This window comes from Streptomyces sp. NPDC127100, assembly GCF_042724095.1.
Lineage (GTDB): Bacteria > Actinomycetota > Actinomycetes > Streptomycetales > Streptomycetaceae > Streptomyces.
Window position 1 is genome coordinate 98,205 of sequence record NZ_JBHXFL010000006.1, and the last position, 24,065, is coordinate 122,269.

19 protein-coding genes and 2 pseudogenes are annotated in these 24,065 nt (G+C 74.2%); 9 read left to right on the plus strand and 12 right to left on the minus strand.

Annotated elements, in window-relative coordinates; translation table 11 throughout:
* The first annotated feature begins 25 nt into the window (after nucleotides 1-25).
* From tal to gnd, 5 genes are read left to right on the plus strand one after another with little or no spacing between them, the layout of a single operon-like run.
* Entirely contained in the window at nucleotides 26-1,171 is a 1,146-nt protein-coding gene (gene tal / locus ACFWJB_RS09525; protein WP_386921335.1) for a transaldolase, read from the plus strand.
* Nucleotides 1,168-2,946 carry a glucose-6-phosphate dehydrogenase gene (gene zwf / locus ACFWJB_RS09530; RefSeq protein ID WP_385460927.1) on the plus strand — a complete coding sequence of 593 codons (1,779 nt, stop codon included), beginning with the start codon at nucleotides 1,168-1,170 and terminating at the stop codon, nucleotides 2,944-2,946. Before tal ends, zwf begins: the two co-directional genes overlap by 4 nt.
* Nucleotides 2,943-3,878 (plus strand): glucose-6-phosphate dehydrogenase assembly protein OpcA, encoded by a 936-nt coding sequence (gene opcA, locus ACFWJB_RS09535; RefSeq protein WP_385460930.1) that lies wholly within the window; start codon nucleotides 2,943-2,945, stop codon nucleotides 3,876-3,878. The genes zwf and opcA overlap by 4 nt, the downstream gene beginning before the upstream one ends.
* A complete protein-coding gene (pgi, locus tag ACFWJB_RS09540) occupies nucleotides 3,871-5,523 on the plus strand; it encodes a glucose-6-phosphate isomerase (RefSeq protein ID WP_386921338.1) in 1,653 nt (550 codons plus the stop codon). Before opcA ends, pgi begins: the two co-directional genes overlap by 8 nt.
* Before the next feature lies 1 nt (nucleotide 5,524).
* Nucleotides 5,525-6,406 (plus strand): phosphogluconate dehydrogenase (NAD(+)-dependent, decarboxylating), encoded by an 882-nt coding sequence (gene gnd, locus ACFWJB_RS09545; protein ID WP_385462496.1) that lies wholly within the window; start codon nucleotides 5,525-5,527, stop codon nucleotides 6,404-6,406.
* 91 nt (nucleotides 6,407-6,497) lie between these two features.
* On the opposite strand, the gene ACFWJB_RS09550 is transcribed toward gnd, so the two are convergent.
* Nucleotides 6,498-8,303, minus strand: a complete 1,806-nt coding sequence (locus ACFWJB_RS09550; RefSeq protein WP_386921340.1) for a bifunctional sugar phosphate isomerase/epimerase/4-hydroxyphenylpyruvate dioxygenase family protein — start codon at nucleotides 8,301-8,303, stop codon at nucleotides 6,498-6,500.
* Between the two features lie 15 nt (nucleotides 8,304-8,318).
* Nucleotides 8,319-9,197, minus strand: coding sequence for a shikimate dehydrogenase (locus tag ACFWJB_RS09555; protein ID WP_385462491.1), 879 nt, complete (start codon nucleotides 9,195-9,197; stop codon nucleotides 8,319-8,321).
* 154 nt (nucleotides 9,198-9,351) lie between these two features.
* Between ACFWJB_RS09555 and ACFWJB_RS09560 the strand changes: the two genes are divergently transcribed.
* Both ACFWJB_RS09560 and ACFWJB_RS09565 read left to right on the plus strand, forming a co-directional pair.
* On the plus strand, nucleotides 9,352-10,017 hold the full coding sequence (locus ACFWJB_RS09560; protein WP_385462488.1) for a TetR/AcrR family transcriptional regulator: 666 nt from the start codon (nucleotides 9,352-9,354) through the stop codon (nucleotides 10,015-10,017).
* A gap of 162 nt (nucleotides 10,018-10,179) precedes the next feature.
* Nucleotides 10,180-11,502: pseudogene (locus ACFWJB_RS09565) on the plus strand (MFS transporter); the annotation flags it as partial.
* Nucleotides 11,503-11,526: 24 nt separating this feature from the next.
* On the opposite strand, the gene ribA reads toward ACFWJB_RS09565, so the two are convergent.
* Complete coding sequence (gene ribA / locus ACFWJB_RS09570) at nucleotides 11,527-12,186, minus strand: GTP cyclohydrolase II (RefSeq protein ID WP_386921472.1); 660 nt, start codon at nucleotides 12,184-12,186, stop codon at nucleotides 11,527-11,529.
* Between the two features lie 55 nt (nucleotides 12,187-12,241).
* Between ribA and ACFWJB_RS09575 the strand changes: the two genes are divergently transcribed.
* Nucleotides 12,242-13,006, plus strand: a complete 765-nt coding sequence (locus ACFWJB_RS09575; protein ID WP_385462482.1) for a creatininase family protein — start codon at nucleotides 12,242-12,244, stop codon at nucleotides 13,004-13,006.
* A 164-nt stretch (nucleotides 13,007-13,170) separates the two neighbouring features.
* On the opposite strand, the pseudogene ACFWJB_RS09580 reads toward ACFWJB_RS09575, so the two are convergent.
* The 5 genes and pseudogenes from ACFWJB_RS09580 to ACFWJB_RS09600 form a co-directional block, all read right to left on the minus strand.
* Nucleotides 13,171-14,070: pseudogene (locus tag ACFWJB_RS09580) on the minus strand (YbhN family protein); the annotation flags it as partial.
* Nucleotides 14,043-15,161 carry a hypothetical protein gene (locus ACFWJB_RS09585; protein WP_386921343.1) on the minus strand — a complete coding sequence of 373 codons (1,119 nt, stop codon included), beginning with the start codon at nucleotides 15,159-15,161 and terminating at the stop codon, nucleotides 14,043-14,045. The pseudogene ACFWJB_RS09580 and the gene ACFWJB_RS09585, both read right to left, overlap by 28 nt.
* Nucleotides 15,158-16,351 (minus strand): glycosyltransferase family 4 protein, encoded by a 1,194-nt coding sequence (locus tag ACFWJB_RS09590; protein ID WP_386921345.1) that lies wholly within the window; start codon nucleotides 16,349-16,351, stop codon nucleotides 15,158-15,160. Before ACFWJB_RS09590 ends, ACFWJB_RS09585 begins: the two co-directional genes overlap by 4 nt.
* The gene (locus ACFWJB_RS09595; protein ID WP_362094010.1) at nucleotides 16,348-16,746 is read right to left on the minus strand and encodes a 6-carboxytetrahydropterin synthase; all 399 of its coding nucleotides are present in this window, start codon (nucleotides 16,744-16,746) and stop codon (nucleotides 16,348-16,350) included. Before ACFWJB_RS09595 ends, ACFWJB_RS09590 begins: the two co-directional genes overlap by 4 nt.
* A gap of 140 nt (nucleotides 16,747-16,886) precedes the next feature.
* Entirely contained in the window at nucleotides 16,887-17,906 is a 1,020-nt protein-coding gene (locus ACFWJB_RS09600; protein WP_385462472.1) for a dehydrogenase, read from the minus strand.
* A gap of 104 nt (nucleotides 17,907-18,010) precedes the next feature.
* Here ACFWJB_RS09600 and ACFWJB_RS09605 point away from each other — a divergent pair, with 104 nt between their 5' ends.
* On the plus strand, nucleotides 18,011-18,796 hold the full coding sequence (locus tag ACFWJB_RS09605; protein ID WP_386921347.1) for a CDP-alcohol phosphatidyltransferase family protein: 786 nt from the start codon (nucleotides 18,011-18,013) through the stop codon (nucleotides 18,794-18,796).
* Here the strand turns inward: ACFWJB_RS09605 and ACFWJB_RS09610 are convergent.
* From ACFWJB_RS09610 to ACFWJB_RS09625, 4 genes are all read right to left on the minus strand, one after another.
* On the minus strand, nucleotides 18,763-20,031 hold the full coding sequence (locus tag ACFWJB_RS09610; RefSeq protein ID WP_386921349.1) for an MDR family MFS transporter: 1,269 nt from the start codon (nucleotides 20,029-20,031) through the stop codon (nucleotides 18,763-18,765). The genes ACFWJB_RS09605 and ACFWJB_RS09610 overlap by 34 nt on opposite strands.
* A complete protein-coding gene (locus ACFWJB_RS09615) occupies nucleotides 20,028-21,830 on the minus strand; it encodes an ABC transporter permease subunit (protein ID WP_386921351.1) in 1,803 nt (600 codons plus the stop codon). The genes ACFWJB_RS09610 and ACFWJB_RS09615 overlap by 4 nt, the downstream gene beginning before the upstream one ends.
* A 3-nt stretch (nucleotides 21,831-21,833) precedes the next feature.
* On the minus strand, nucleotides 21,834-23,336 hold the full coding sequence (locus ACFWJB_RS09620) for an ABC transporter substrate-binding protein (protein WP_386921353.1): 1,503 nt from the start codon (nucleotides 23,334-23,336) through the stop codon (nucleotides 21,834-21,836).
* A 102-nt stretch (nucleotides 23,337-23,438) separates the two neighbouring features.
* A complete protein-coding gene (locus ACFWJB_RS09625) occupies nucleotides 23,439-23,978 on the minus strand; it encodes a GNAT family N-acetyltransferase (protein ID WP_386921355.1) in 540 nt (179 codons plus the stop codon).
* Between the last annotated feature and the right edge of the window lie 87 nt (nucleotides 23,979-24,065).

Below are 24,065 nucleotides of genomic sequence, written 5' to 3' on the forward strand. Positions count from 1 at the left end.
GCCGAGAGAACCGCAGAAAGAGAAGATGATCACTGTGACCGAAGCAACCGCGACCGCGGGAGCGCTGCGACGCCTGTCCGAGGCGGGCGTCTCCATCTGGCTGGACGACCTGTCGCGGCGGCGGATCGAGTCCGGCAACCTCGCCGAGCTGATCGGCACGAAGAACGTCGTCGGCGTCACCACCAACCCGTCGATCTTCCAGGCCGCCATCGGCTCGGGCGAGGGCTACGAGGAGCAGCTCGCCGACCTGGCGACCCGGGGCGTGGGCGTCGACGAGGCGGTCCGCATGATGACCACGGCCGACGTCCGCGCCGCCGCGGACGTGCTGCGCCCGGTGCACGACGCCACCGGCGGCCGGGACGGCCGGGTCTCCATCGAGGTCGACCCGCGCCTGGCCCACGACACGACGGCGACGATCGCCGAAGCCCGGCAGCTCGCCTGGCTCGTCGACCGCCCCAACGTGATGATCAAGATCCCGGCGACGAAGGCCGGTCTCCCGGCGATCACCGAGGTCGTCGGCGCCGGCATCAGCGTCAACGTCACGCTGATCTTCTCGCTGGAGCGCTACCGCGAGGTCATGGACGCCTACCTCGCCGGTCTGGAGAAGGCGCGGGCCGCCGGGACCGACCTGTCGGGCATCCACTCCGTGGCCTCCTTCTTCGTCTCCCGCGTCGACAGCGAGATCGACAAGCGGCTGACGCTGCTGGGCACGGACGAGGCCCTCGCCCTGAGGGGCAGGGCTGCGCTGGCCAACGCGCGACTGGCCTACGAGGCGTACGAGAACGTTTTCGCGGGCGACCGGTTCACCGCCCTCGCCGGCGCCGGGGCCAACGCCCAGCGCCCCCTGTGGGCCTCCACCGGTGTGAAGGACCCCGCATATCGGGACACCCTGTACGTGGAGGAGCTGGTCGCTCCCGGCACCGTGAACACGATGCCGGAGGCCACCCTGGACGCCGCCGCCGATCACGGCGAGGTCCGGGGCGACACGGTCACCGGTGGTTACGCCCAGGCCCGGGCCGACCTCGCGGCCGTGGAGCGGCTCGGCATCCCGTACGACGAGGTGGTGGAGCAGCTGGAGCAGGAGGGCGTGGCCAAGTTCGAGGCGGCCTGGCAGGACCTGCTCGACGCCGTGACGAAGTCCCTCAACAGCAAGGGAGTTGACGGGGAATGAGCGAGGAGCTTCCCGCTACGACGGTCCACGAGACCAAGGCGACGAAGGAAGCCAAGGAGGCGAGGACGGCACAGGAGGCCGCGGGGCCGCCGGTGGCCGGAGAGTCCGGGGAATCGGGGTCCGCCGGGGCGCCGAAGGCCGCCGCCGCGGGCGGGTCCGCCCGGTCCGCGAAGAAGTCGCGGCCGTCCGGCGCCACCGGGAGGGCGAAGAACGGGAAGGCGGGCCGGGGCACCGTCGAGCCCGTGCCGCCGCTCGACTGGAGCAACCCCCTGCGCGATCCGCAGGACCGCCGCCTCCCGCGCATCGCGGGCCCCTCCGGCCTGGTCATCTTCGGCGTCACCGGCGACCTGTCCCGCAAGAAGCTGATGCCGGCCGTGTACGACCTCGCCAACCGGGGTCTGCTGCCACCGGGCTTCTCGCTGGTCGGCTTCGCCCGCCGGGACTGGGAGAACCAGGACTTCGCCGAGGTCGTGCACGACGCCGTCAAGGAGCACGCGCGCACGCCGTTCCGCGAGGAGGTCTGGCAGCAGCTCGCCGAGGGCATGCGGTTCATCCCCGGCGACTTCGACGACGACGAGGCGTTCGAACAGCTGCGCAAGGCCGTCGAGGAACTGGACGCCTCCCGCGGCACCAGCGGCAACTACGCCTTCTACCTCTCCGTGCCGCCGAAGTTCTTCCCGAAGGTCGTCCAGCAGCTCAAGAAGCACGGGCTGGCCGACGCCCCGGAGGGCTCCTGGCGCCGCGCGGTCATCGAGAAGCCGTTCGGGCACGACCTGGACAGCGCCTGCGAGCTGAACGCGCTCGTGCACGACGTCTTCGATCCGGAGCAGGTCTTCCGCATCGACCACTACCTGGGCAAGGAGACCGTCCAGAACATCCTGGCGCTGCGGTTCGCCAACCAGATGTACGAGCCCATCTGGAACCGCTCCTACGTCGACCACGTGCAGATCACCATGGCCGAGGACATCGGCATCGGCGGCCGGGCCGGCTACTACGACGGCATCGGCGCCGCCCGCGACGTCATCCAGAACCACCTGCTCCAGCTCCTCGCGCTGACCGCGATGGAGGAGCCCGCCTCCTTCGACGCGGCGTCGCTGCTCACCGAGAAGCTGAAGGTGCTGAAGGCGGTGCGGCTGCCCGACGACCTCGGCGAGCACACCGTGCGCGGGCAGTACGCGGGCGGCTGGCAGGGCGGCGCGCAGGTCCCCGGGTACCTGGAGGAGGAGGGCATCGACCCGGCCTCCACCACCGACACCTACGCCGCGGTCAAGCTGGCGATCGACAACCGCCGCTGGGCGGGCGTCCCCTTCTACCTGCGCACCGGCAAGCGCCTGGGCCGCCGGGTCACCGAGATCGCGGTGGTCTTCCAGCGGGCGCCGCACTCCCCCTTCGACTCCACCGCGACGGAGGAGCTGGGCGAGAACGCGATCGTCATCCGCGTCCAGCCGGACGAGGGCATGACGGTGAGGTTCGGCTCGAAGGTGCCGGGCACGTCGATGGAGATCCGGGACGTGTCCATGGACTTCGCGTACGGCGAGTCCTTCACCGAGTCCAGCCCGGAGGCGTACGAACGGCTGATCCTGGACGTCCTTCTGGGCGACGCCAACCTGTTCCCCCGCCACCAGGAGGTGGAAGAGTCCTGGCGGATCCTCGATCCGATCGAGGAGTACTGGGCCACGCACGGCAGGCCCGCGCAGTACGCCTCGGGCGGCTGGGGCCCCCGGGAAGCCGACGAGATGCTCGCACGAGACGGACGGAGCTGGCGCAGGCCATGAGGATCGACCTGACCGACACCACGGCAAGCAAGGTCAACAAGGCGCTGGTGCAGGGCCGCCGCGCCGTCGGCACCCCGGCCGTGGGCATGGTCCTGACGATGGTGATCGTCACGGACGAGGAGAACGCCTACGACTCGATGAAGGCCGCCGAGGAGGCCTCGCACGAGCACCCCTCGCGCACCCTGGTCGTCATCAAGCGGCACGCCCGCAACCTGCGCGACCGCACCCGCTCGCACCTCGACGCCGAGGTCCGCGTGGGCTCGGAGGCCGGCACCGGCGAGACGGTCGTGCTGCGCATGTACGGCGAGGTGTCCGAGCACGCCGACTCGGTCGTGCTGCCGCTGCTGCTGCCGGACGCCCCGGTCGTCGTGTGGTGGCCGGTGGAGGCGCCGGACAACCCCGCGAAGGACCCGCTGGGCGCGCTGGCCCAGCGCCGCATCACCGACCTGTACGCGGTCGAGCGGCCGATGGAGGTGCTGGAGAAGCGGGTCCGCTCCTACGCGCCCGGCGACACCGACCTCGCCTGGACCCGGCTGACGCTGTGGCGCTCCATGCTGGCCGCGGCGCTGGACCAGGCCCGGGTGCCGGTGACCTCGGCGACCGTGGAGGCCGAGCCGGACAACCCGGCCGCCGAGCTGCTGGCCCGCTGGCTGGAGGCACGGCTGGACGTGCGGGTCGACCGGGTGGTCACCGAGGGCCCGGTCGTCACGGCCGTCCGCCTCGGCACCGCGAACGGCGAGATCGTCATCGACCGGCCCGAGGGCCCGCTCGCCACCCTCACCCTGCCGGACCAGCCGCCGCGTTCCCTCGCGCTGAAGGTCCGGCCCACCTCCGAACTCATCGCCGAGGAGCTCAGGCGCCTCGACGCGGACGAGATGTACGCCATCGCCCTGCGCGGCGAGGCCGGCAAGGAGACCCCCGTCCATGTCTGACACCCCCCTGCTCACCGACCGGCCCGAGTGGGCCGCGCTGAAGGACCACCGTGCGGACGCGTTCGCGCGCCCGGACCTGCGCGAGCTGTTCGCCCAGGACCCGGGGCGGGCCGAGCGGTACGTCGTGCGCGTCGGCGACCTGCGCATCGACTACTCCAAGAACCTGGTCAACGACGAGACGCTCGCCCTGCTGCGCGAACTGGCCGCCGCCACCGACGTGTTCGGGCTGCGCGACGCCATGTTCCGCGGCGAGCGCATCAACATCACCGAGGACCGCGCCGTGCTGCACACCGCGCTGCGCGCCCCCCGCGACGCGGTGATCGAGGTCGACGGCGAGAACGTCGTCCCCAAGGTCCACGCCGTCCTGGACAGGATGTCCGGCTTCGCCGGCCGGATCCGCTCCGGCGAGTGGACCGGCCACACCGGCAAGCGCATCCGCAACGTCGTCAACATCGGCATCGGCGGCTCCGACCTCGGCCCCGCCATGGCCTACGAGGCGCTGCGGGCCTTCACGGACCGCTCGCTCACCTTCCGGTTCGTGTCCAACGTGGACGGCGCCGACCTCCACGAGGCGGTCCGGGACCTGGACCCGGCGGAGACCCTCTTCATCGTGGCGTCCAAGACGTTCACCACGATCGAGACCATCACCAACGCCACCTCGGCCCGGAGCTGGCTGCTGGCCGGGCTCGGGGGCGACGAGAAGGCGGTCGCGAAGCACTTCGTCGCCCTGTCGACCAACGCCGAGAAGGTCGCCGGGTTCGGCATCGACACGGCCAACATGTTCGAGTTCTGGGACTGGGTCGGCGGACGCTACTCGTACGACTCGGCGATCGGCCTGTCCCTGATGATCGCCATCGGCCCGGACCGCTTCCGCGAGATGCTCGACGGCTTCCGCATCGTCGACGAGCACTTCCGCAACGCCGAGGCGGAGGCCAACGCCCCGCTGCTCCTCGGCCTGCTGGGCATCTGGTACGGCAACTTCTTCGACGCCCAGTCGCACGCGGTGCTGCCGTACTCGCACTACCTGTCGAAGTTCACCGCGTACCTCCAGCAGCTCGACATGGAGTCCAACGGCAAGTCGACGGACCGCCAGGGCCGTCCGGTCCGGTGGCAGACCGGCCCGGTGGTGTGGGGCACGCCAGGCACCAACGGGCAGCACGCCTACTACCAGCTCATCCACCAGGGCACCAAGCTGATCCCGGCGGACTTCATCGGCTTCGCCCGGCCGGTGGCCGAGCTGGGCGACGAGCTGAAGGCCCAGCACGACCTGCTGATGGCCAACTTCTTCGCCCAGACCCAGGCCCTCGCCTTCGGCAAGACCGCCGACGAGGTCCGCTCGGAGGGCGTGCCCGAGGAGCAGGTGCCGCACCGCACCTTCCACGGCAACCACCCGACCACGACCGTCCTGGCCACCGAACTGACCCCCTCCGTCCTCGGCCAGCTGATCGCCCTGTACGAGCACAAGGTGTTCGTCCAGGGCGCGGTGTGGAACATCGACTCCTTCGACCAGTGGGGCGTCGAGCTCGGCAAGGTCCTCGCCAAGCGCGTCGAACCCGCCCTGACCGAGGGCGCCCACGTGCCCGGCCTCGACCCGTCCACGGCCGCGCTGGTGGCCGCCTACCGTGAACTGAAGGAAGTGCACTGACATGCAGATCGGTCTCGTTGGTCTCGGCAAGATGGGCGGCAACATGCGCGAGCGCCTGCGCAACGCCGGCCACACCGTCGTCGGATACGACACCAATCCGGAGAAGGCCGACGTGGCCAGCCTGGTCGAGCTCGTCGAGCAGCTGGAGCGGCCGCGCGCGGTCTGGGTGATGGTCCCGGCCGGGGCCGCCACGCAAGCCGTCATCGACCAGCTGGCGTCGCTGCTCAAGCCCGGCGACACCGTCATCGACGGCGGCAACTCCCGTTGGACGGACGACGAGAAGCACGCCGAGGAACTGGGCAGGCGCGGCATCCACTTCGTCGACGCCGGTGTGTCGGGCGGCGTGTGGGGCCTGAAGAACGGCTACGCCCTGATGGTCGGCGGCGACAAGGAGTGCGTCGACGACCTCAAGCCGATCTTCGACGCGCTCAAGCCGGAGGGCCCGTACGGTTTCGTCCACGCGGGCAAGGTCGGCGCCGGGCACTTCTCCAAGATGGTCCACAACGGCATCGAGTACGCGATGATGCAGGCCTACGCCGAGGGCTGGGAGCTGCTGGAGAAGGTCGACTCCGTGGACAACGTCCGCGAGGTCTTCCGGTCCTGGCAGGAGGGCACGGTCATCCGCTCCTGGCTGCTGGACCTGGCCGTCAGCGCGCTCGACGAGGACCACCACCTGGAGAAGCTGCGCGGTTACGCGGAGGACTCCGGCGAGGGCCGCTGGACCGTCGAGGCGGCCATCGACAACGCGGTGCCGCTGCCCGCGATCACCGCCTCCCTCTTCGCGCGGTTCACGTCCCGGCAGGAGGACTCGCCGCAGATGAAGATGATCGCCGCACTGCGCAACCAGTTCGGCGGGCACGCCGTGGAGTCGGCGAAGAAGTGACACCCCCGCTCGCGCCCCCGTTCGGCCTCCGGCCGGGCGGGGGCGCCTGCGTGCGGGCCCGCGCCGTGCGGCGCCGGCGCCGTGCCCGCCGTCAGCCGCCGGTGAAGGCCCGCGCGGCGTGCTGCGCGGCCAGCCGGACCGGGGCGTTCGCCGCGCCGTAGCCGCGGTAGCCGCCGTCGCGCTGGACGAGTTCGAGGAAGACCCGGCCGACGGTGTGCGTGTAGCAGTGCCGGAAGGTGCCGTGGGCGTCGCGGTCGTAGAGGATGCCCAGCTCCCGGTAGGTCTCCAGCTCGCCGTCGGCGAACTCGAAGCGGGCCGCGAGGTCGTCGTAGTAGTTGGCCGGGATCGGCAGCAGCGGGCCGCCGGCGGCGCGGTAGCGGCGGGCGTCGGCTACCACGTCGTCGGTGGCCAGCGCGATGTGCTGGGCGTGCGCGGTGTCGTCGGCCGGCGCGGCGCCGACGGTGAGCACGATACGGACGGCGCCGTCGCCGGTGGTGACGGCGCGGCTGCGCAGCAGGCCGTAGGGGTCGGCGACGTCCACGCTCTCCTGCGGGCGCAGCCCGAGGACGCCGCGGTGGAAGAGCACCGCCTCGTCGAACTGGTGCCAGGGCTGGGTGAGGGAGACGTGGTCGACGCGCGGGCCCGGCCCGGTCTCGGCGACGGCCCCCGTGTCCTCGAAGTCGTCCCGCCAGTCGGGCAGTCCGGGGCGCCCGGTGGCGCAGAGGAACAGCTCCGTGCCGTCGGGCGCGGCGACCGCCTCCAGCGGGGTGTCGCCCGGGGCGCGGCGGCGCGGCAGCACCGGGGCGAGCAGGGCCTCGGCGCGGCGGGCCGCCCCGGCGGGGTCGGGCGACTCGAGGCCGACGGCGGCCAGGCGGGTGCCGTCGCGGCGCTCGGCCGGCCCGGTGTTGACGAGCAGGCGGGCGTCGCCCCGCTGCCACAGGTCGACGGGCTTGCCGCGGTGGCGCCCGGTGCGGGTGAAGCCCAGCGCGCCGAGCACGGCCGAGACGGGGGCGGCGTCGGGCGTGACCAGTTCCGCGAAGGCCATGCCGGTGGGCACGGCCGGTTCGGGCAGCGCCGCGAGGCCGGCCTGTTCCTGGAGCACCAGCAGGGAGCGCAGGCCGTCCACGGCGGTGGGGCCGGCCTCGGACTGCCGGAAGACGTCGTTGAAGACCTCCAGGGAGAGCGGGCCGTCGTAGCCGGTGCACAGCACGTGCCGGAGCAGTCCGGCGAGGTCGAAGCCGCCCTGGCCGGGGAAGCAGCGGTAGTGCCGGCTCCACTGCAGGACGTCCATCGCGAGCAGCGGGGCGTCGGCGAGCTGGAGGAAGAAGATCTTCTCGCCGGGGATGTCCGCGATCCCCTCGAGGTCCTTCGGCCCGCCGCTGCGGGAGAGGATGTGGAAGCTGTCGAGGCAGGTGCCGAGCGCGGGGTGCCCGGCGGCTTCGACGACGCGCCAGGCGTGGTCCCAGGTGCTGATGTGCCGGCCCCAGGCGAGCGCCTCGTAGGCGACACGGACGCCGTGGTCGCGGGCCAGGTCCGCGAGGCGGGCGAGCTGTTCGGCGGCGAGGGCGTCGTCGTCCACGGCGTGCGGGGAGACGCTGGAGCAGACCAGGACGGTGTCCGCGCCGAGCCTGCGCATCAGGGCGAACTTGTGCCGGGCGCGGCGCAGCGCACGGGCGAACGCGTCCTCGGGCAGCGCCTCGACGTCCCGCATCGGCTGGTAGAGGTCGACGGTCAGTCCGAGGTCGGCGCAGCGGGCGCGGATCTCCTCGGGGGTCAGGGGGCTGGCCAGCAGGTCGTTCTCGAAGATCTCCACGCCGTCGAAGCCGGCCCGGGAGGCGGCCGTGAGCTTCTCGGTGAGGGAACCGCTGAGGGAGACGGTGGCGATGGACGTCCGCACGTGACTGCCTCTTCTCTACCGCGGGGCCCCGAGGGCGTCCGCCAGGTCGGTGATGTCGGCGAGCATCCGCACGGCGTCGGGTTCCCGCCCGGTGAACAGCCGGAACGCGTCGGCGGCCTGGAAGGCGGCCATGCCGCCGCCGTCGAGCGTGGCGCAGCCCAGCGCGCGGGCGGTGCGCAGCAGCTCGGTCTCCAGGGGCCGGTAGACGACCTCGGCGACCCACAGCCCGGGGTGCAGCAGGTCCGCGGGCAGGGGCAGCCCGGGGTGGGCGGCCATGCCGGTGGGGGTGGCGTGCACGATGCCGTCGGCGCCGGTCAGCAGCGCGGGCAGCCGGTCCGGGGCGGCGCCGTCGGCGCGTCCCTCGCCGAAGTGCCGGTTCAGCGAGGCGGCGAGTGCGGCGGCCCGTTCGGGCACCGCGTCGACGACGGTGACCCGTCCGGCGCCGAGGGTGAGCGTGGCGTGGGCGACGGCGGCGCCCGCGCCCCCGGCGCCGAGCTGCACGACCCGGTCCAGCGGGGCGTCGGGCAGCCCGCGGGCGAAGGAGGCGGCGAAGCCGGTGACATCGGTGTTGTGGCCGGTCGCCCGGCCGTCCGCGTCGAAGACGACGGTGTTGACCGCGCCCAGTGCCTCGGCCCGCGGGGCGAGGGCGTCCAGGTGCCCGACGACGAGCTGCTTGCAGGGGTGGGTGATGTTCAGCCCGTCGAAGCCCAGGTCGCGGGCGGCGCGCAGCAGGTCGCCCACGGCCTCGGGCGGGACGCCGAGGACGTCGATGTCGATCAGCCGGTACACGCAGCGCAGGCCCTGCCGGCCGGCCTCCCGCTCGTGGAGGGCCGGGCTGAGCGACGGGCCGATGCCCGCGCCGATCAGTCCGACGAGATACGAGTCCTTGGCCACTTGGACCTCCGTCGTGGATGCCTAATGTACGAACCAGTACGTTAGTCATAGCAGTCGCGTGGGGGCCGGGGGAAGACCTGCCCACTCCCGGCCCGGCCCGCGGACCGGGCTTCTACAATCACCGGACCGCCCTCGCCCCAGCCGGAGGAACCCGATGACCAGCGTCGACGAGCCGGCACGACCGAACGGGCGCATCCGCGACGCCGCCCGTACCCAGGCCGAGATCCTCGACGTGGCCACGCGAGAGTTCGCCCGGGCCGGCTACGACGGGGCCCGCGTCGACGAGATCGCCGCCCGCACCCGCACCACGAAACGGATGATCTACTACTACTTCGGCGGCAAGGAGCAGTTGTTCACGGCCGTGCTGGAGCGGGCGTACGGCGTGATCCGGGAGGCCGAGCAGGAGCTCGACGTGGAGCACCTGGACCCGGTGGCCGCGATCCGTCGCCTCGCGGAGGTGACCTTCGACCACCACGAGCAGCACCCGGACTTCATCCGCCTGGTCGGCATCGAGAACATCCACGGCGCCGAGCACATCGCCGCGTCCGAGGCGCTGGGCCGGATGGGCTCCCCCGCGCTCGACGTGATCCGCCGGATCCTGGCGGCGGGTCAGGAGTCGGGCCTGTTCACGGCGGACGTGGACGCGGTGGACCTGCACGCGATGATCAGCGCGTTCTGCTTCTTCCGGGTCTCCAACCGGGCCACCTTCGGCGCCCTGTTCGGCCGGGACCTGGTCGCCCCGGACCGGCGCGAGCACTACCGCGCCATGCTGGGCGACATGGTGATCGCCTACCTCACGGCGGAGCGCGCCGCGGACTGACCGCCGCGGCGGTACGGCGGACGCGACCCCTTGACACCCGGGAAACCTGCGCGCAACATCCGTAGCCAACCGCGACTAACTATCCAGTGGGTTAATTAGCCGTCCGGCATTCCTCCCCCTCCGCTCACTCCGCCGCGGTGGAGTCCCCCGAAGGAGCACGCCGTGTCCGTCCCCGCCCCCGCGCCCCACGACGCCGCCCCGCCCGGCCAGCCGAGGAAGGCGGCGCTGGCCGCCTGGATCGGCAGCGCCCTGGAGTACTACGACTTCTTCATCTACGGCAGCGCGGCGGCGCTGATCTTCCCCGAGGTCTTCTTCGACGAGTCCGACCCGGCCACGGCGACCCTGCTGTCGCTGGCCACGTTCGGTGTCGCCTACGCCGCCCGTCCGGTCGGCGCGTTCTTCCTCGGCCATGTCGGCGACCGCCTCGGCCGCAAGAAGATCATGGTGTTCACGCTGGTCCTCATGGGCGTGTCCACGTTCCTCATCGGCTGCCTGCCCACCCGCGCCCAGGTCGGCACCCTCGCCCCGGTGCTGCTGGTGCTGTGCCGCGTGCTCCAGGGCATCTCCGCGGCGGGCGAGCAGGCCAGCGCCAACTCGATGACGCTGGAGCACGCGCCGGCGCACCGGCGCGGCTTCTTCACCAGCTTCACCCTCGGCGGCACCCAGGGCGGGCAACTGCTCGCCACCCTGGTCTTCCTGCCGGTCGCCGCGCTCCCCGAGGACCAGTTGCTGTCCTGGGGCTGGCGCGTGCCGTTCTGGCTGAGCCTCGTGGTCGCCGCCGTCGGCTACCTCATCCGCCGGAACCTCGACGAGACGCCGGCCTTCGCCCGGCAGGCGGCCACGGAGGGCGTCGCGAAGATGCCGCTGGCGGTGCTGGCGCGCGACCACTGGGCGGACGTGCTGCGGGTGGTCGCCGGGGCGCTGATCGCCTCGGTGAGCACGATCTTCACGGTCTGGGCGCTGGCGTACGCCACCAGCGACGCGGTCGGCATGTCCCGTACCGCCGTGCTCTGGGTGGGCGCCCTCGCCAACGTCGTCGCGCTCGCCGCGATCCCGCTGTGGGCGACGCTGTCCGACCGGATCGGCCGGCGGCCGGTGTACCTGATCGGCGCGGTGGGCAGCGCGGTGACGATGTGCCTGTACCTGTGGGCGATCTCGACGGGTTCCTACCCGCTGACCTTCCTGACCGGCATCGTCGCCTTCGGTGTCGTCTACAGCGCCGCGAACGGCGTGTGGCCGGCCTTCTACGGCGAGATGTTCTCCACCCGGGTCCGGCTGTCCGGGGTGGCGATCGGCACCCAGATCGGCTTCGCGGTGGCCGGGTTCGCGGTGACGTTCGCCGCGCGGATCGCGGGCCCGGACGGCGACGACTGGTTCGCGGTGGCCCTGTTCACCGCGGCCCTGTGCGTGCCCCCGGTGATCGCCGCGCTCACGGCGCGCGAGACGCACACCGTCCCGACGGAGGACCTCGGGGAGCGGCGCCGCGGGTGGGCGCGGCACGCCCGCCCGTCAGGACAGGTGCGCCACCGCGTCCAGGTGGGGCAGGTGGTGGTCCAGACGTTCCCGCTTGGTGCGCAGGTAGGTGAGGTTGCTCTCGCACGGCGGTATCAGCAGCGGCACCTGTTCGGCGACCTGGATGCCGTGCCGCACCAACGCCTCGCGCTTGCGGGGGTTGTTGGACATCAGGCGCACCGACCGCACCCCCAGGTCGCCGAGGATCCGGGCGGCGACGCCGTAGTCCCGGGCGTCCACCGGCAGGCCGAGCGCGAGATTGGCCTCGACCGTGTCCAGTCCCTCCGCCTGCAACGCCATGGCGCGCAGCTTGGCCAGCAGGCCGATGCCGCGTCCCTCGTGCCCGCGCAGGTAGACGACGACGCCGCTGCCCTCGGCGGCCACGGCACGCAGCGCGGCGGCCAGTTGGTCCCCGCACTCGCAGTGCCGGGAGCCGAACGCGTCCCCGGTGAGGCACTCCGAGTGCAGCCTGGTCAGGACGCGGTCGGCGCCGGGATCCCCGTACACCAGGGCGACCTGCTCGTCACCGCGCTCGTGGTCGAAGTAGCCGACCGCCTGGAATTTCCCGTACGCGGTCGGCAGAGCCACATTCACCACGCGTTCCACATCGCTGCGTTGCGGTGTCTTCTTGCCGAGTACGCCAATGTTTTCTGTCATGATTCTCGAGTTCCTCAGCCGGGGTTCTGAGCGGAGACGAAAGGGCCGTGCGGAAATGGACGTTCGACTGGTGCCGGCGGACACGACGGAGGATGTGCGCGGGCGGGGTGCCGGGCTGGCGCGGCAGGTCGCCGTGCTGCCCGTGGGGAGCTTCGAGCAGCACGGCCCGTACCTGCCGCTGGCGACCGACACCCTCGTCGCCTGCGCCGTCGCCCGGGAGATCGCCGCCGCGTACCCGGTGCACCTCCTCCCGCCGGTGACCTTCGGCTGCTCGCACGAGCACGCGGACTGGCCGGGCACGGTCAGCATCTCCTCGGTGACCCTGCACGCGGTGGTACGGGACATCGCCGCCTCGCTGCGCCGCTCGGGCGTAGACGCCCTGGTGCTGGTCAACGGACACGGCGGGAACTACGTACTGGGCAACGTCGTCCAGGAGTCCTCGGCGCGCGGCGAGCGGATGGCGCTGTTCCCGGCCGCGGAGGACTGGGAGGCGGCGCGGCAGCGGGCGGGAGTGGTCACGTCGCTGCTCACCGACATGCACGCGGGGGAAATCGAGACCTCCATTCTTCTGCACACGCATCCCGAATGTGTCCGGCCCGGTTACGAGGCCGCTGATTTCGTCGCGGACGACCGGCGTCATCTGCTCTCCCTCGGCATGTCCGCCTATACCGATTCCGGTGTCATCGGGCGTCCTTCGCTGGCTTCGGCGGAAAAGGGAAGGGAACTGCTGGCCGGTCTGGTGGAATCCTTCGGCGAGTACCTCGCGCTGCTGACGTCCGTGACGGTGACGGTCCCTCCGCAGGGCGGCGAGCGGGGGTAGTGCCCGCCGGGCGCGTGGTGCGGCTCCGGGCCCGGTACGACGGATGCCGCCCGCGTCCCGGAGGGTCCGCGCCGGCGGGCCACGAGGACGACGGCGCCGGGCAGGCTCGCCGCGAAGCCGAGCACCCCGTACACGACGGCCACGCCCAGTCCGCTGCCCGCCCCCAGCCCGGCCGCGCCGAACGCCCAGACCGTGACGCCCTCCCGGGGGCCCCAGCCGCCGACGTTCAGCGGCAGGCCCATGGCGAGCAGCGCCAGGACGGCCAGCGGCGTCAGCACGGCCACGGAGGCGGTGCTTCCGGCGACGCGGGCGGCGAGCACGAACATCGTCAGGTGCCCGGCGAGGACGACGACGGACGACACCGCGACGCCCGGCCCGTTGCGCCGGGACAGCAGTGCCCGGCGCGCCTCTCCGAGCGTCGCGCGCAGGGCCCGGCCCCGGCGTGCGGGGGCCCGGTTCAGCCGCAGGGCGAGGCCGACGGAGAGCGCGCCCAGTGCGGCCAGAGCCAGGAGCGGCGCGATCTGCCGGGTGTGGGCCCGCACCGGCGACGGCATCGTGAGGAGCACCGCCGCGCCGGCGCCGAGCAGCGCGAGCTGTCCGGCGGCGCGCTCCAGGACGACGGCCCGCACGCCCCGGCCCACGTCACCGGCGCTCCCCCCGTGCCGCACCGCGCGGTGCACGTCGCCGAGGACGCCGCCGGGCAGGGCCGCGTTGAGGAACAGGGCACGGTAGTAGTCGCCGACGGCCCCGCCGAGCGGCAGCCGGATGCGCAGCGCCCGGGCCACCAGGACCCAGCGCCAGGCGCTGAACACCGTGGTGACCAGCCCGATGCCGAGCGCCGCGAGCAGCGTGGGCACGTCGATCCGGCTCAGCCCGTCCAGGAACACGCCGCCGCCGAGCCGCCACAGCAGCACGGCGAGGATGCCGGCCCCGGCAAGGCTGCCCAGGTGGGCGCGCAGGACCCGGGGGACGCGGGGGGCGGTTCTCCGGCGCGGCGGCGCCGGTGCGGCTCCCGCCGCCCGGACCGCCGGTGCGCTCACGAGGCCCCGCCCGTCGGCCGGCACAGCGCCAGCAGGTCGCTGTGGTGGACGACGACCCGCAACCGTCCGGCCGCGCAGGCCGCGAGGCGCTCCTCGAGGTACCGCTCGGCGGACTCCCGCAGCCCGGGGCGCTGTTCGACGGCCGCGCCGACCCAGCCGTGCAGCCACTGGGCGGTGAGCGCGGCGTCGTCGGGGCCCAGCCGCCAGGGACTGGGACACGTCCGCACGGTCGCGCCGCGGGCGGCGAAGACGTTCGCGGCGACGGTGACCGCGTCGGGGCCGAGGAGGCCGGAGCGCCGCTGGTGGTCGTTGAAGGCGTCGGCGATCCCGGCGTCCAGGGGGTGCCCCGGGGTGAGGTCGACGCGGCCGGCGACGGACAGAGTGAGCAGCGCCGCGCAGCCGGCCCCGGCGCAGGCGGCGGCGAGGGCGCCGACCTCCCGTGCGGTGAGGACGTCGAGCAGCGCGGAGGCGGTCACGAGCGAGGTGCCGGCCAGCGCGTCCGGGGTGAGCCGGGCGATCTCGCCGCGCCGGGTCTCCACCGTGACCCGGCTGCCGTCGGCGGCGGAGCGCGGGGACCCGGCCGCGGCGAAGTGCAGGAGGTAGGGGTCGCGGTCGTGCAGCACCCAGTGCTGGGGGCCGTCGAGCAGCGGGGCGAGCCAGCGGCCCATCGACCCGGTGCCGCAGCCCAGGTCGTGCACGACCAGCCCACCGGCCCGGCCCGGCCGGCCGGCGAGGCGGACCCGCAGCGGATCGAGCAGATCGCGCGCCCGCGCGGCGGCATCCGCCCCCTCCCGAAGCCGAAGCCACTCGGGGGCGTACCGCGGAGGGTCGTCGGGGGCGTGCGGGTCCGCGGGTCCCTGCGGGGCCCCGGGGGTGTGGGGTGCCGCGGATCCCCACGAGTGGGCGGCCGCGTCGGGCTCTGCGGGGAGCGGCGAGGCCGCGGGCGGGGTCTCGCCGTCTTGGGGCCGGTGCTCCCGGGGCGTCTCGTCGTCCCCCTTCAGTCGCAGGGTGGGCCGGTCGGCGTCCGGGGCGGTGCCCGTCGTGGGCTCGGGCGCGTTCCGCGGTCCCGGCCGGGCCGGGATCATCCCCCCGGCGGGTGTCGTCGCCTTCCTCATGCCGCCCTCCGCGGTGGTGCCGGCAGCCGGCGCAGGACGCCGGCCAGGCTCTGCGCCGTGGCGGCCCAGCCGTTCAGGGCGGCGCGGCGGCCGCGTGCCGCCGCCTTCAGCCGGCGACGCACGTCCGCCTCGCCGAACCAGCCCCGCAGTTCGGCGGCGAGCGCCACGGGGTCCTCCGGCGGGACGAGGATGCCGGGCACCCCGCCGTCGGGGGCGCGCCCCACGGCCTCCGGGAGGCCGCCGACGTCCGTGGCCAGGACGGGGATGCCGCGCGCGAGGGCCTCGGTCACCGCCATGCCGTACGTCTCGGCGTACGAGGTGAGGACCATCAGGTCGGCGGACGCGTAACTGGCGTCCAGGTCGGCGCCGGACCGCGGGCCCGCCAGCTCCAGCCGGTCCTGGAGGCCGTACCGCGCGATCAGCTCCCGCAACCGGGCGACGTACGCGGGGTCCTGGCCGAGTCCGCCGACGCACACGCACGACCAGGGCAGCTCGGCCACCGCGGCCAGCGCCTCCACCAGCCGGTGCTGGCCCTTGCGGGGCGTGACGGCGGCGACGCACAGGAGCCGGGAGACTCCGTCGGTGCCGGGCGCGAGCGGCGCGATGTCGGCGCCGGGGGCGGCCACGTGGACGCGGGCCGGGTCGAGGCCGTGGTGGGAGACGAGGCGGCGCACCGCCCAGTCGCTGGTGGCGACGACGGCCGGGACGGCCCGGAGCACCGCGCGCTCGCGGGCGTCCAGCGCGGCGGCCACGGCCGGGTCGAGGCCGGTCTCGTCGCCGAGCGGCAGGTGGACGAGGACGGCCATGCGCAGTCGCGCGGCCTCCGGGACGACGACCTCCGGCACGCCGCAGGCGACCAGCCCGTCCAGCAGGACCACGGCCCCGTCCGGCAACCGGCGCAGCACGCGGCCGAGTTCGCTCCGGGCGGCCTCGTCGGGCCGGGGCCAGGTGCCGTCCACGGGGATGCCCCGCACCCGCCAGCCGAAGCCGGGCAGGTCCAGTCCCACCCGCCGGTCGTAGGCGTTGCCGCCGCTCGGCGCGGCCGGGTCGTCGACGCCGCCGGGCAGGACGAAGTGCACGGAGCGCAGGGACATGGGGACGATCCCGCCGTTCCTCGGGGCCGGCGCCTGGGCGGGCACGTAGCCGAGCCGGGGGCGCCCGGCCGTGGTCTCCACGGACGTGCCGGTCACAGCGCGCGCTCGTAACTCGCCCAGGCCACGTGCGACTCGTGGAGGGTGACGGTGAGGCCGGCCAGACCTTTGGCGCCTTCGCCGAGGGCGCCCTTGTGGACGCGCTCGGCGAGCCGGTCGGCGACGACCTTGGCGAGGAACTCGGTGGAGGTGTTGACGCCGGCGAAGTCGGGTTCGTTGTCGAGGTTGCGGTAGTTCAGCTCCGCGACGACGGCGCCCAGTTCGCGGGTGGCCAGTCCGATGTCGACGACGATGTTGTCCTCGTCCAGCTGCTCGCGCCGGAAGGTGGCGTCCACCAGGAACGTCGCTCCGTGCAGGCGCTGCGCGGGCCCGAAGACGTCGCCGCGGAAGCTGTGGGCGACCATGATGTGATCGCGGACGGTGATGCTGAACAACGGACGACCCTCCAGGTGTGGCACGTCTGATCCCCCGCCGGTCACTGCGCGGGATGCCGTCTAGTACGGCTCGGTGCCTTCCCTTGTTCAGCGGCCGGTATCTCTCCCGGCGGGACCGAACGCCGGCTGGGGCCGGGCGGTCAGTCGTCGTCGCCGTAGCGGATGCGGTGGCACAGGGCGGGAAGGTCCCCCGAGGCCAGCTTCGGCAGCACGTCGGGCAGTTCGGTGAACGCGGACTCGCCGGTGACGAGCGCGTCCAGCGCGGGGTCGGCGAGGAGGTCCAGGGCGAGGGCGAGCCGGTCGGCGTACGTGCGGGAGGCGGCGCGTGCCGGGGAGACGGTGCCGACCTGGCTGCCGCGCACGGTCAGGCGCCGTGAGTGGAACGCCTCGCCGAGCGGCAGGGCGACGCGCCGGTCGCCGTACCAGCTCAGCTCGACGACCGTGCCCTCGGGCCGCAGCAGCTCCAGGGAACGGGCGAGGCCCTCCTCGGTGGCGCTGGCGTGCACGACGAGGTCCCGGTCGCCGAGGGCGCCGTCGGGGGACGCGAAGCCGACGCCGAGTGCCTCGGCGACCTCCGCCCGCGCCGGGTCGGCGTCGACCAACTGGACGCGCACGCCCGGGAACCGGGCCAGCAGAGCGGCCACCGAGCAGCCGACCATGCCGCCGCCGACCACGGCGACCCGGTCGCCGACCAGGGGCGCGGCGTCCCACAGGGCGTTGACGGCGGTCTCCACGGTGCCGGCGAGCACGGCCCGCCCGGCGGGCACGTCCGGCGGCACGGGGGTGACGGCGGCGGCCGGGACGACGTAGCGGGTCTGGTGGGGGTGGAGGCAGAAGACGGTGCGCCCGGCGAGCGCGTCGGGGCCCTGCTCCACCACGCCGACGCTCAGGTAGCCGTACTTCACCGGCCCCGGGAAGTCGCCCTCCTGGAAGGGCGCGCGCATGGCCGTGTACTGGTTCTCGGGCACCCGGCCGTGGAAGACGAGGGTCTCGGTGCCCCGGCTGATCCCGCTGAAGAGGGTGCGCACGAGCACCTCGTCCGCGCCGGGCTCGGGCAGCTCGACGTCCCTGATCACGCCCCGTCCGGGCGAGTCGAGCCAGAACGCGCGGGCGGTGCGCGACGGGTGCGCCGTCCGGGCCGTTCTCGTCGTCCGGGTCATCGGCGTCCTCCTGAACGATCGGCGAGCCGCTCACGTACGGAGGGGCACTGGCCGCACAAGCTAGCGGCGGTGATCGACTCTGTCACACGGCCGGAGGATGTTCGGTGGCCCTGAACAACACGTACGACGCGCGGCCCCCGCAGCAGGAGACCGCGGTGGGAGCGGGCGCGCAGGTCCTGCTGCTGGTGCTGCTCGGCACGGCGATCGGCATGGGAACGGCGGGCTGGCTGACCGGCCTCGCGTTCGCGTTCGCGACCTGGGCGGTGCTCACCCGGGCCCTGCACCGCTCCCGGCCGGCGTCGTTCGGCCCGGCCAACCGGGTCACCCTCGGCCGGGCCACCCTGGTCGGCGGAGTCACGGCCCTGGTCGCCGACTCGTTCCGCAGCGCGCCGCCCGTCTCCCTCCTGGTCGGCCTGACGGCCGTGGCCCTGGTGCTGGACGGCGTGGACGGCCGGGTGGCCCGCCGCACGGGCACGTCGACTGCCCTGGGCGCGCGCTTCGACATGGAGGTCGACGCGTTCCTGATCCTGGTGCTCAGCGTGTACGTCGCGATGGATCTGGGCCCGTGGGTGCTGCTGATCGGCGGCATGCGGTACGTCTTCGTCGCCGCCGCCCGGGTGTGGCCGTGGCTGACCGCTCCGCTGCCGCCGAGCACGGCCCGCAAGACGGTGGCGGCGTTGCAGGGGGTGCTGTTGCTGCTCGCGGGCACGGGGCTGCTGCCGCGGGTGGTCAACGCGGGGGTGGTGGGACTGGCGCTGGGGCTGCTGGTGTGGTCGTTCGGCCGGGACGTGGTGTGGCTGTGGCGCACCTCCGGGACCGGGGCGGTGCACGGCGAGGGGCCGGCGGCCGCACCGGCTCAGGTGTCCGCGGGCCGGCTCCTGGCCCGGTGACCGCGGGGCAGCAGGGCGGCCGCGGCGAGCGGTACGGCGCCCAGTACCAGCCACGGCACGACGGCGGGCAGCCCGCTGTCCAGCAGCAGGCCGGTCGCGGAGCTGCCCGCCAGCACGATCAGCCCGGAGACCGAGGACAGGGCCCCGGTGTAGAGCCCGAGTCTGCCGTCCTCGGCGAGGTCGGGCACCCAGGCGCGGGCGACGGGCGCGACCAGCATCTGCCCGAGCGTCAGCAGCACGACGAACCCGGCGGCCGGCACCAGCCCGCCCGCCCCCGTCCACCCGGCGGGCCGGGCGAGGGCGACGGCGGCGAACCCGCCCGCGACCAGCACCAGCCCGGCCGCCATCGACCGGCGTGGCGTCAGCCGCTCCCCCGCCCACCGGGTCACCGGCAACTGCGCGGTCACCACCAGCAGTGAGGACAGTGCGAACAGCCAGGCCAGCGGCGCCTGGGAGCCGGCGGCCCGCTCCACCTCGGCGGGCAGGGCCAGGTAGAGCTGGTTGTAGGCGAGCAGGTAGGCGCCGTAGGCACAGCACAGCGCCAGGAAGGGCCGGTTGCGCAGCAGCAGCCGCGCCCCGCCCCCGGCCCGGACGCGGGTCCGCCCGGGAAGGCGCTGGGGCAGCAGCCACGCGTGCCCGGCGAGGACGAGCACGAAGACGCCGGCCCCGGCCAGGCACGCCGTACGGAAGCCGACGGCCAGCAGCAGAGCGCCCAGCAGCGGTCCGACGAAGGCGCCCGCCTGTCCGGCCACGGTGAACAGCGCGAGCACCCGGGTCCGGTCCCCGCCGCCCTGTTCCTCCCACAGGACGGCCTGCCGGGCGACCTCGGACTCGACGGCCGGCGAGAACAGGGCGGCGGCGAACCCGATGAGCAGCACCGCGCCGACGACCGTCCAGGTCCGCTCGGCGTACCCGAGCCATCCGAACCCGGCGATGCGCAGCACGCATCCGGCGAGGACGACGGGCCGGATGCCGTACCGGTCGGCCAGTGCCCCGCCGACCACGAACAGCCCCTGTTGGCTGAAGGTCCGCAGTCCGAGCACGAAGCCGACCAGCCAGCCCGTCATGCCCACGGCCTGCCCGAGGTGTTCGGCGAGGAAGGGCAGGACGGCGAAGAAGCCGATGTTGAAGGCGAGCTGGGTGAGGACGAGCAGCCGCAGGAGCGGGGAGAGCGGGGTGGTGCGCCGACGGCCCGGGGCCTCGGCGGGCGACCGGCCGGTGGATGTGCGGATCATCGGGCTCCGGCCGGTTCCTTCTCGACGGCGATGGCGGTGGGCTGCCGCCGGCCGGTGTCCGGGGGCGTACGGCGGGGTGGGCGGCGCGGCCGGCGCAGTCCGCCCGCGGCGGTGACGGCGAGGGCGCCGAGCAGGGCGAGGACGGCGGCGGGGGCGAGGACGGCCCAGGGGGCGCGTTCGGCGTAGGGCTGGTTCTCGGCGAGGAGCAGACCCCATTCGGGGGACGGTGGCTGGGCGCCGAGGCCGAGGAAACCGAGCGAGGCGAGCGCGAGGGCGACGCCGGGCAGCCGCAGCAGGGCGTGGCGGGTGACGGGCGGCAGGACGGCGGGGAGCAGTTCGCGGCGCAGCAGGTATCGGCGCCCGGCGCCCAGTCCCCGGGTGGCGGTGATGTGCAGGGTGGCGCGTTCCTGCCGCAGCAGCGAGGCGGTGTGGGTGGCCAGCGGTGCCCATGCGACGGCGCCCACTGCGAGGGCGGGGGTGGCCGCTCCGCTGCCCGCGACGGCGGTGACGAGGAGCGCGGCGAGGACGGGCGGCACGGCGTTGACGGTGTCGACGAGCGGCGCGGACACCCGTGGCAGGAGTCCCAGCAGTACGCCCGTGAGCAGGGCGGCGGCGGTGATGGCGGAGGCGAGGAGCAGCGTGTCGAGGGCGCCGTGGCCGACACGGGCGAGCAGGTCGCGGCCGAGGGCGTCGGTGCCGAACGGGTGGGCGAGGGACGGTGGTTGGAGCCGCTGCCCGGTGTCGAGGGCGAGCGGATCGCGGGCCAGTCCGCAGGCGACGACGACGAGGAGGGCGCCGCCGTGCAGGAGGGGCAGCAGGCCGCGGGCGGGCGGTGCGGGCCGGTGCAGGGAGGACAGGGCGCCGTCGCGCAGGGCGGGCCCGGTGAGCAGGCGGCCCGCGAGGCGGGTGGCGAGGGTGGCGAGCGCGGCGAGCAGGAGGAGGGCGAGGGTGCCGGTCTGGAGGACGGGCAGGTCCTGGGCGAGCGCGGCCTGGAGGGTGGTGCGGCCGAGGCCGGGGATGTCGAAGATCTGCTCGACGGCGACGGCCCCGCCGGTCAGCCCGACGACGAACAGGCCGAGGTTGGGCAGCAGGGCGGGCACGCACCGGCGTACCGCCTGCCGGGCGACGCGCCGGCCCGGCAGGCCGCGGGCGGCGGCGGCCAGCGCCCAGGGCTCGCCGAACGCGCCGGGCAGCAGATCGTCGAGGAGCCGCCCGAGCACGGCGCCGGCGGGCAACCCGAGGGCCAGGGCGGGCAGTACGGTCCACTGGGGCCCGTACCACCCGAGCGCGGGCAGCCAGCCGAGCTGCACCCCGACGACGGTGGCGAGCACGGAGGCGACGAGGAACTCGGGCAGCGCGGCGACCACGGCGGAGCCGGTGCCGCCGCGGCGCCGCCCGTCGAGCCGCCGCCGTGCGCCGAGCCGGAGGGTGCGGGCGCAGACGGCCCCGGCGGTGAGGGCGGCGACCAGGAGGGCGACCGTCATCAGCAGCAGGGAGGCGCCGAGGGCCTGGAGCACGTCGGGCAGGACGTCGTTCCCGGAGATCCACGACTGCCCGGCGTCCCCGTGCGCGAGCCCGCCGAGCCACCGGCCGAGCAGGCGCAACGGCCCGCCGTCCAACCCCAGTTGCTCGCGGATGCCGGCGAGGACCGCGGGGGTGGGGTCGCGGTCGGCCGACCGTGCCTTGAGGACGGTGTGCGCCGGGTCGGTGCGGGTCAGCCACGGCAACAGGCCGATCCCGCACACCAGTCCGGCCGCGAGCACGGCCCGCCACGCCGCGGTGGCCACGCGCTGCCGCACGGCTCAGCGCCGGGTGCCGGTGCCGACGAGGGTGCGCTCGTACGGGTCGAGGACGACACCCTGCACGGACGCGCCGACGCCGGTGATGATGCGCTGGTGCACCAGCGGCACGACGGCGTCGGACCCGAGGATACGTGCCTCGGCGGCCATGGCGGCGTCCTGCCGCGCAGCGGTGTCGGCGATCCCCTCGGCCTTCTTCACGGCGGAGTCGACGCCCTTGTCGCAGAGCTGGGCGATGTTGTAGCCGCCGTCGCAGGCGTAGTCACTGGCGAGGACGGCGACGGGGTCGCCGGTGTCGACCAGGGTGTTGCGGGCGAGGACGAAGGCGTCGAACTTCCCGTCCAGGGCGTCGCCTTCCAGGCGCGAGTACTCGCGCACGGTCAGCTTCACCCTGAACCCGGCCTTCTCCAGCTGCTGCTTGACGACCTGGGCGGCCTCGGGCAGTTCGGGCCGGTTGTCGTAGGTGGCGAGGGAGACGGTGGCCCCGTTCGCCTTCCCGGCGGCGGCGCGCCCGACGGGCGCCTTTCGCTTCCCCTCCGCCCAGGTCACGGCGGGCCCGTAGATCCCCGCCCCGGCGTCGGCGTACCCCTCGTACACGTCCTCGGCGAACACGGAGGTGTCCAGCGCACCGCGGGCTGCGGCGCGCAGTCCGGCGTCCTCGAAGGGCCCGGAGGAGGAGTTGAGCAGCAGGCTGGTGGTGCGTGTGGTGGCGGTGTCCCGTCGGCTGTCCTTGTCGAGGCTCGCCGCCTGGGCGACGGGTACGGCCTCGGCGATGTCCAGCTCGCCGGTCCGCAGGGCGTTGGCGCGGGCGGTGCCGTCGGCGATGAAGCGGGCGTCGATGCCGGAGGCCTGGGCGCGGCCGCCCCAGTAGTCGTCGAAGCGGTCGAGAGAGGCGGAGGTGGCGCCGTTCACCTTCGTGATCTCGAAGGGCCCGGTGGCGGTGCCGACGGGGTCGACGCGGCCGGTCTTCTCATAGGCCTTCTCGGAGAGGACCGCGAGGCTGGGGCTGGACAGCCGCAGCGGGAGAACGGGGTCGGGCGCGGCGGTGGTGACCCGCAGGACACGGTCGCCGCCGGCCTTCGCGGAGAGGGTGACGCCGGCGAGGGCGGCGGGCGCGGGCCTGGCGGCGGAGGCGCGGGCGAGGGAGTCGGCCACGGCGGCGGGGGTGACGTCGGTGCCGTCCTGGAAGGTGGCGTCGCGGAGGGTGAACTCCCACGCCCTGTCCCCGTCCCGGCGCCAGGACTCGGCGAGGGCGGGCGCGGCGGAGCCGTTGGCGTCCAGTGCGGTGAGGCCCTCGGTGACCCCGAGCCGGCTGAGGAGGGTGGCGTCGGCGCCGTAGGGCGACAGGTTCTCGGCGGGCGGGAAGGCGAGGCCGACCCGGAGCCGCGAACCGCCGTCGCCGTCACCGCCCTTGGCGGACTCGCCGCCACCGGAGGCGAAGCAGCCGGCGACCAGCGGGAAGAGGAGAAGGGGGGCGAGCAGCCGGGGGCGGCGGTGGGAGCGCATGGTCCTCGGATCGGTCGGGATGGAGACGGGGGCGTAGCGGGGCGGCGACGCAGGGAAACCCTACATGAAAATGATTTCCACAATGCCGCGAGGGTCCGGCCCCTACCGCATGGGCACGTCGAAGTGCACGATGCCCTGCCCTCCACCGGCGTCCTCGCGCTCGTCGTGCACGACCTTGGCGAGCGACCGCCAGAACGGCTCGGCCCCGGTGACGGCGGGGTCGGTGTGCAGGTACACGGCCCGGTATCCCCCGTCGGCGGCGGCGAACGCGAGCAACTCGTCGACGAGCCTCCGCGCCAGCCCGCGCCGGCGATGCCCGGGCCGGACGTACACGCGACGCAACTGCGCGGTGACGCCGGAGGGGTAGCGCTCGGCGACGTGGCGGGGGTTCGGGGGATGCGCGGGGCCGCGGGAGTCAAGGGCACCGGTGCCGACGACCTCACCGTCCCGCTCGTCGACGGCGACGAGGAGGGTGTGCCGGGCGGGGGTCAGGTACGCACCGTCCAGGTCGATGATGTCCCGATGCCAACGGGGCACGTACCCGGTGCCGAAGTCGCGGTAGACGGTGTCGAGCATGACGACGCGGGCGGCGTCGAGGTCGGCGGGGGTGGCGGGGCGGATGGTGTAGTCACTGGTGCGCACTTGCACATCATATGCAGTAAGCGTCATCGGTCTGACAAGCACGGGCGGACCGGTTCGTCCGCCCGTGCTCGTCAGTGCCGTCCCGCC

Excerpts from the sequence above, each read along its gene's own strand:
- tal (WP_386921335.1), top strand. The coding sequence starts at position 26 with ATGATCACTGTGACCGAAGCAACCGCGACCGCGGGAGCGCTGCGACGC.
- zwf (WP_385460927.1), top strand. The coding sequence starts at position 1,168 with ATGAGCGAGGAGCTTCCCGCTACGACGGTCCACGAGACCAAGGCGACG.
- opcA (WP_385460930.1), top strand. The coding sequence starts at position 2,943 with ATGAGGATCGACCTGACCGACACCACGGCAAGCAAGGTCAACAAGGCG.
- pgi (WP_386921338.1), top strand. The coding sequence starts at position 3,871 with ATGTCTGACACCCCCCTGCTCACCGACCGGCCCGAGTGGGCCGCGCTG.
- gnd (WP_385462496.1), top strand. The coding sequence starts at position 5,525 with ATGCAGATCGGTCTCGTTGGTCTCGGCAAGATGGGCGGCAACATGCGC.
- ACFWJB_RS09560 (WP_385462488.1), top strand. The coding sequence starts at position 9,352 with ATGACCAGCGTCGACGAGCCGGCACGACCGAACGGGCGCATCCGCGAC.
- ribA (WP_386921472.1), bottom strand. The coding sequence starts at position 12,186 with ATGACAGAAAACATTGGCGTACTCGGCAAGAAGACACCGCAACGCAGC.
- ACFWJB_RS09575 (WP_385462482.1), top strand. The coding sequence starts at position 12,242 with ATGGACGTTCGACTGGTGCCGGCGGACACGACGGAGGATGTGCGCGGG.
- ACFWJB_RS09585 (WP_386921343.1), bottom strand. The coding sequence starts at position 15,161 with ATGAGGAAGGCGACGACACCCGCCGGGGGGATGATCCCGGCCCGGCCG.
- ACFWJB_RS09600 (WP_385462472.1), bottom strand. The coding sequence starts at position 17,906 with ATGACCCGGACGACGAGAACGGCCCGGACGGCGCACCCGTCGCGCACC.
- ACFWJB_RS09610 (WP_386921349.1), bottom strand. The coding sequence starts at position 20,031 with ATGATCCGCACATCCACCGGCCGGTCGCCCGCCGAGGCCCCGGGCCGT.
- ACFWJB_RS09620 (WP_386921353.1), bottom strand. The coding sequence starts at position 23,336 with ATGCGCTCCCACCGCCGCCCCCGGCTGCTCGCCCCCCTTCTCCTCTTC.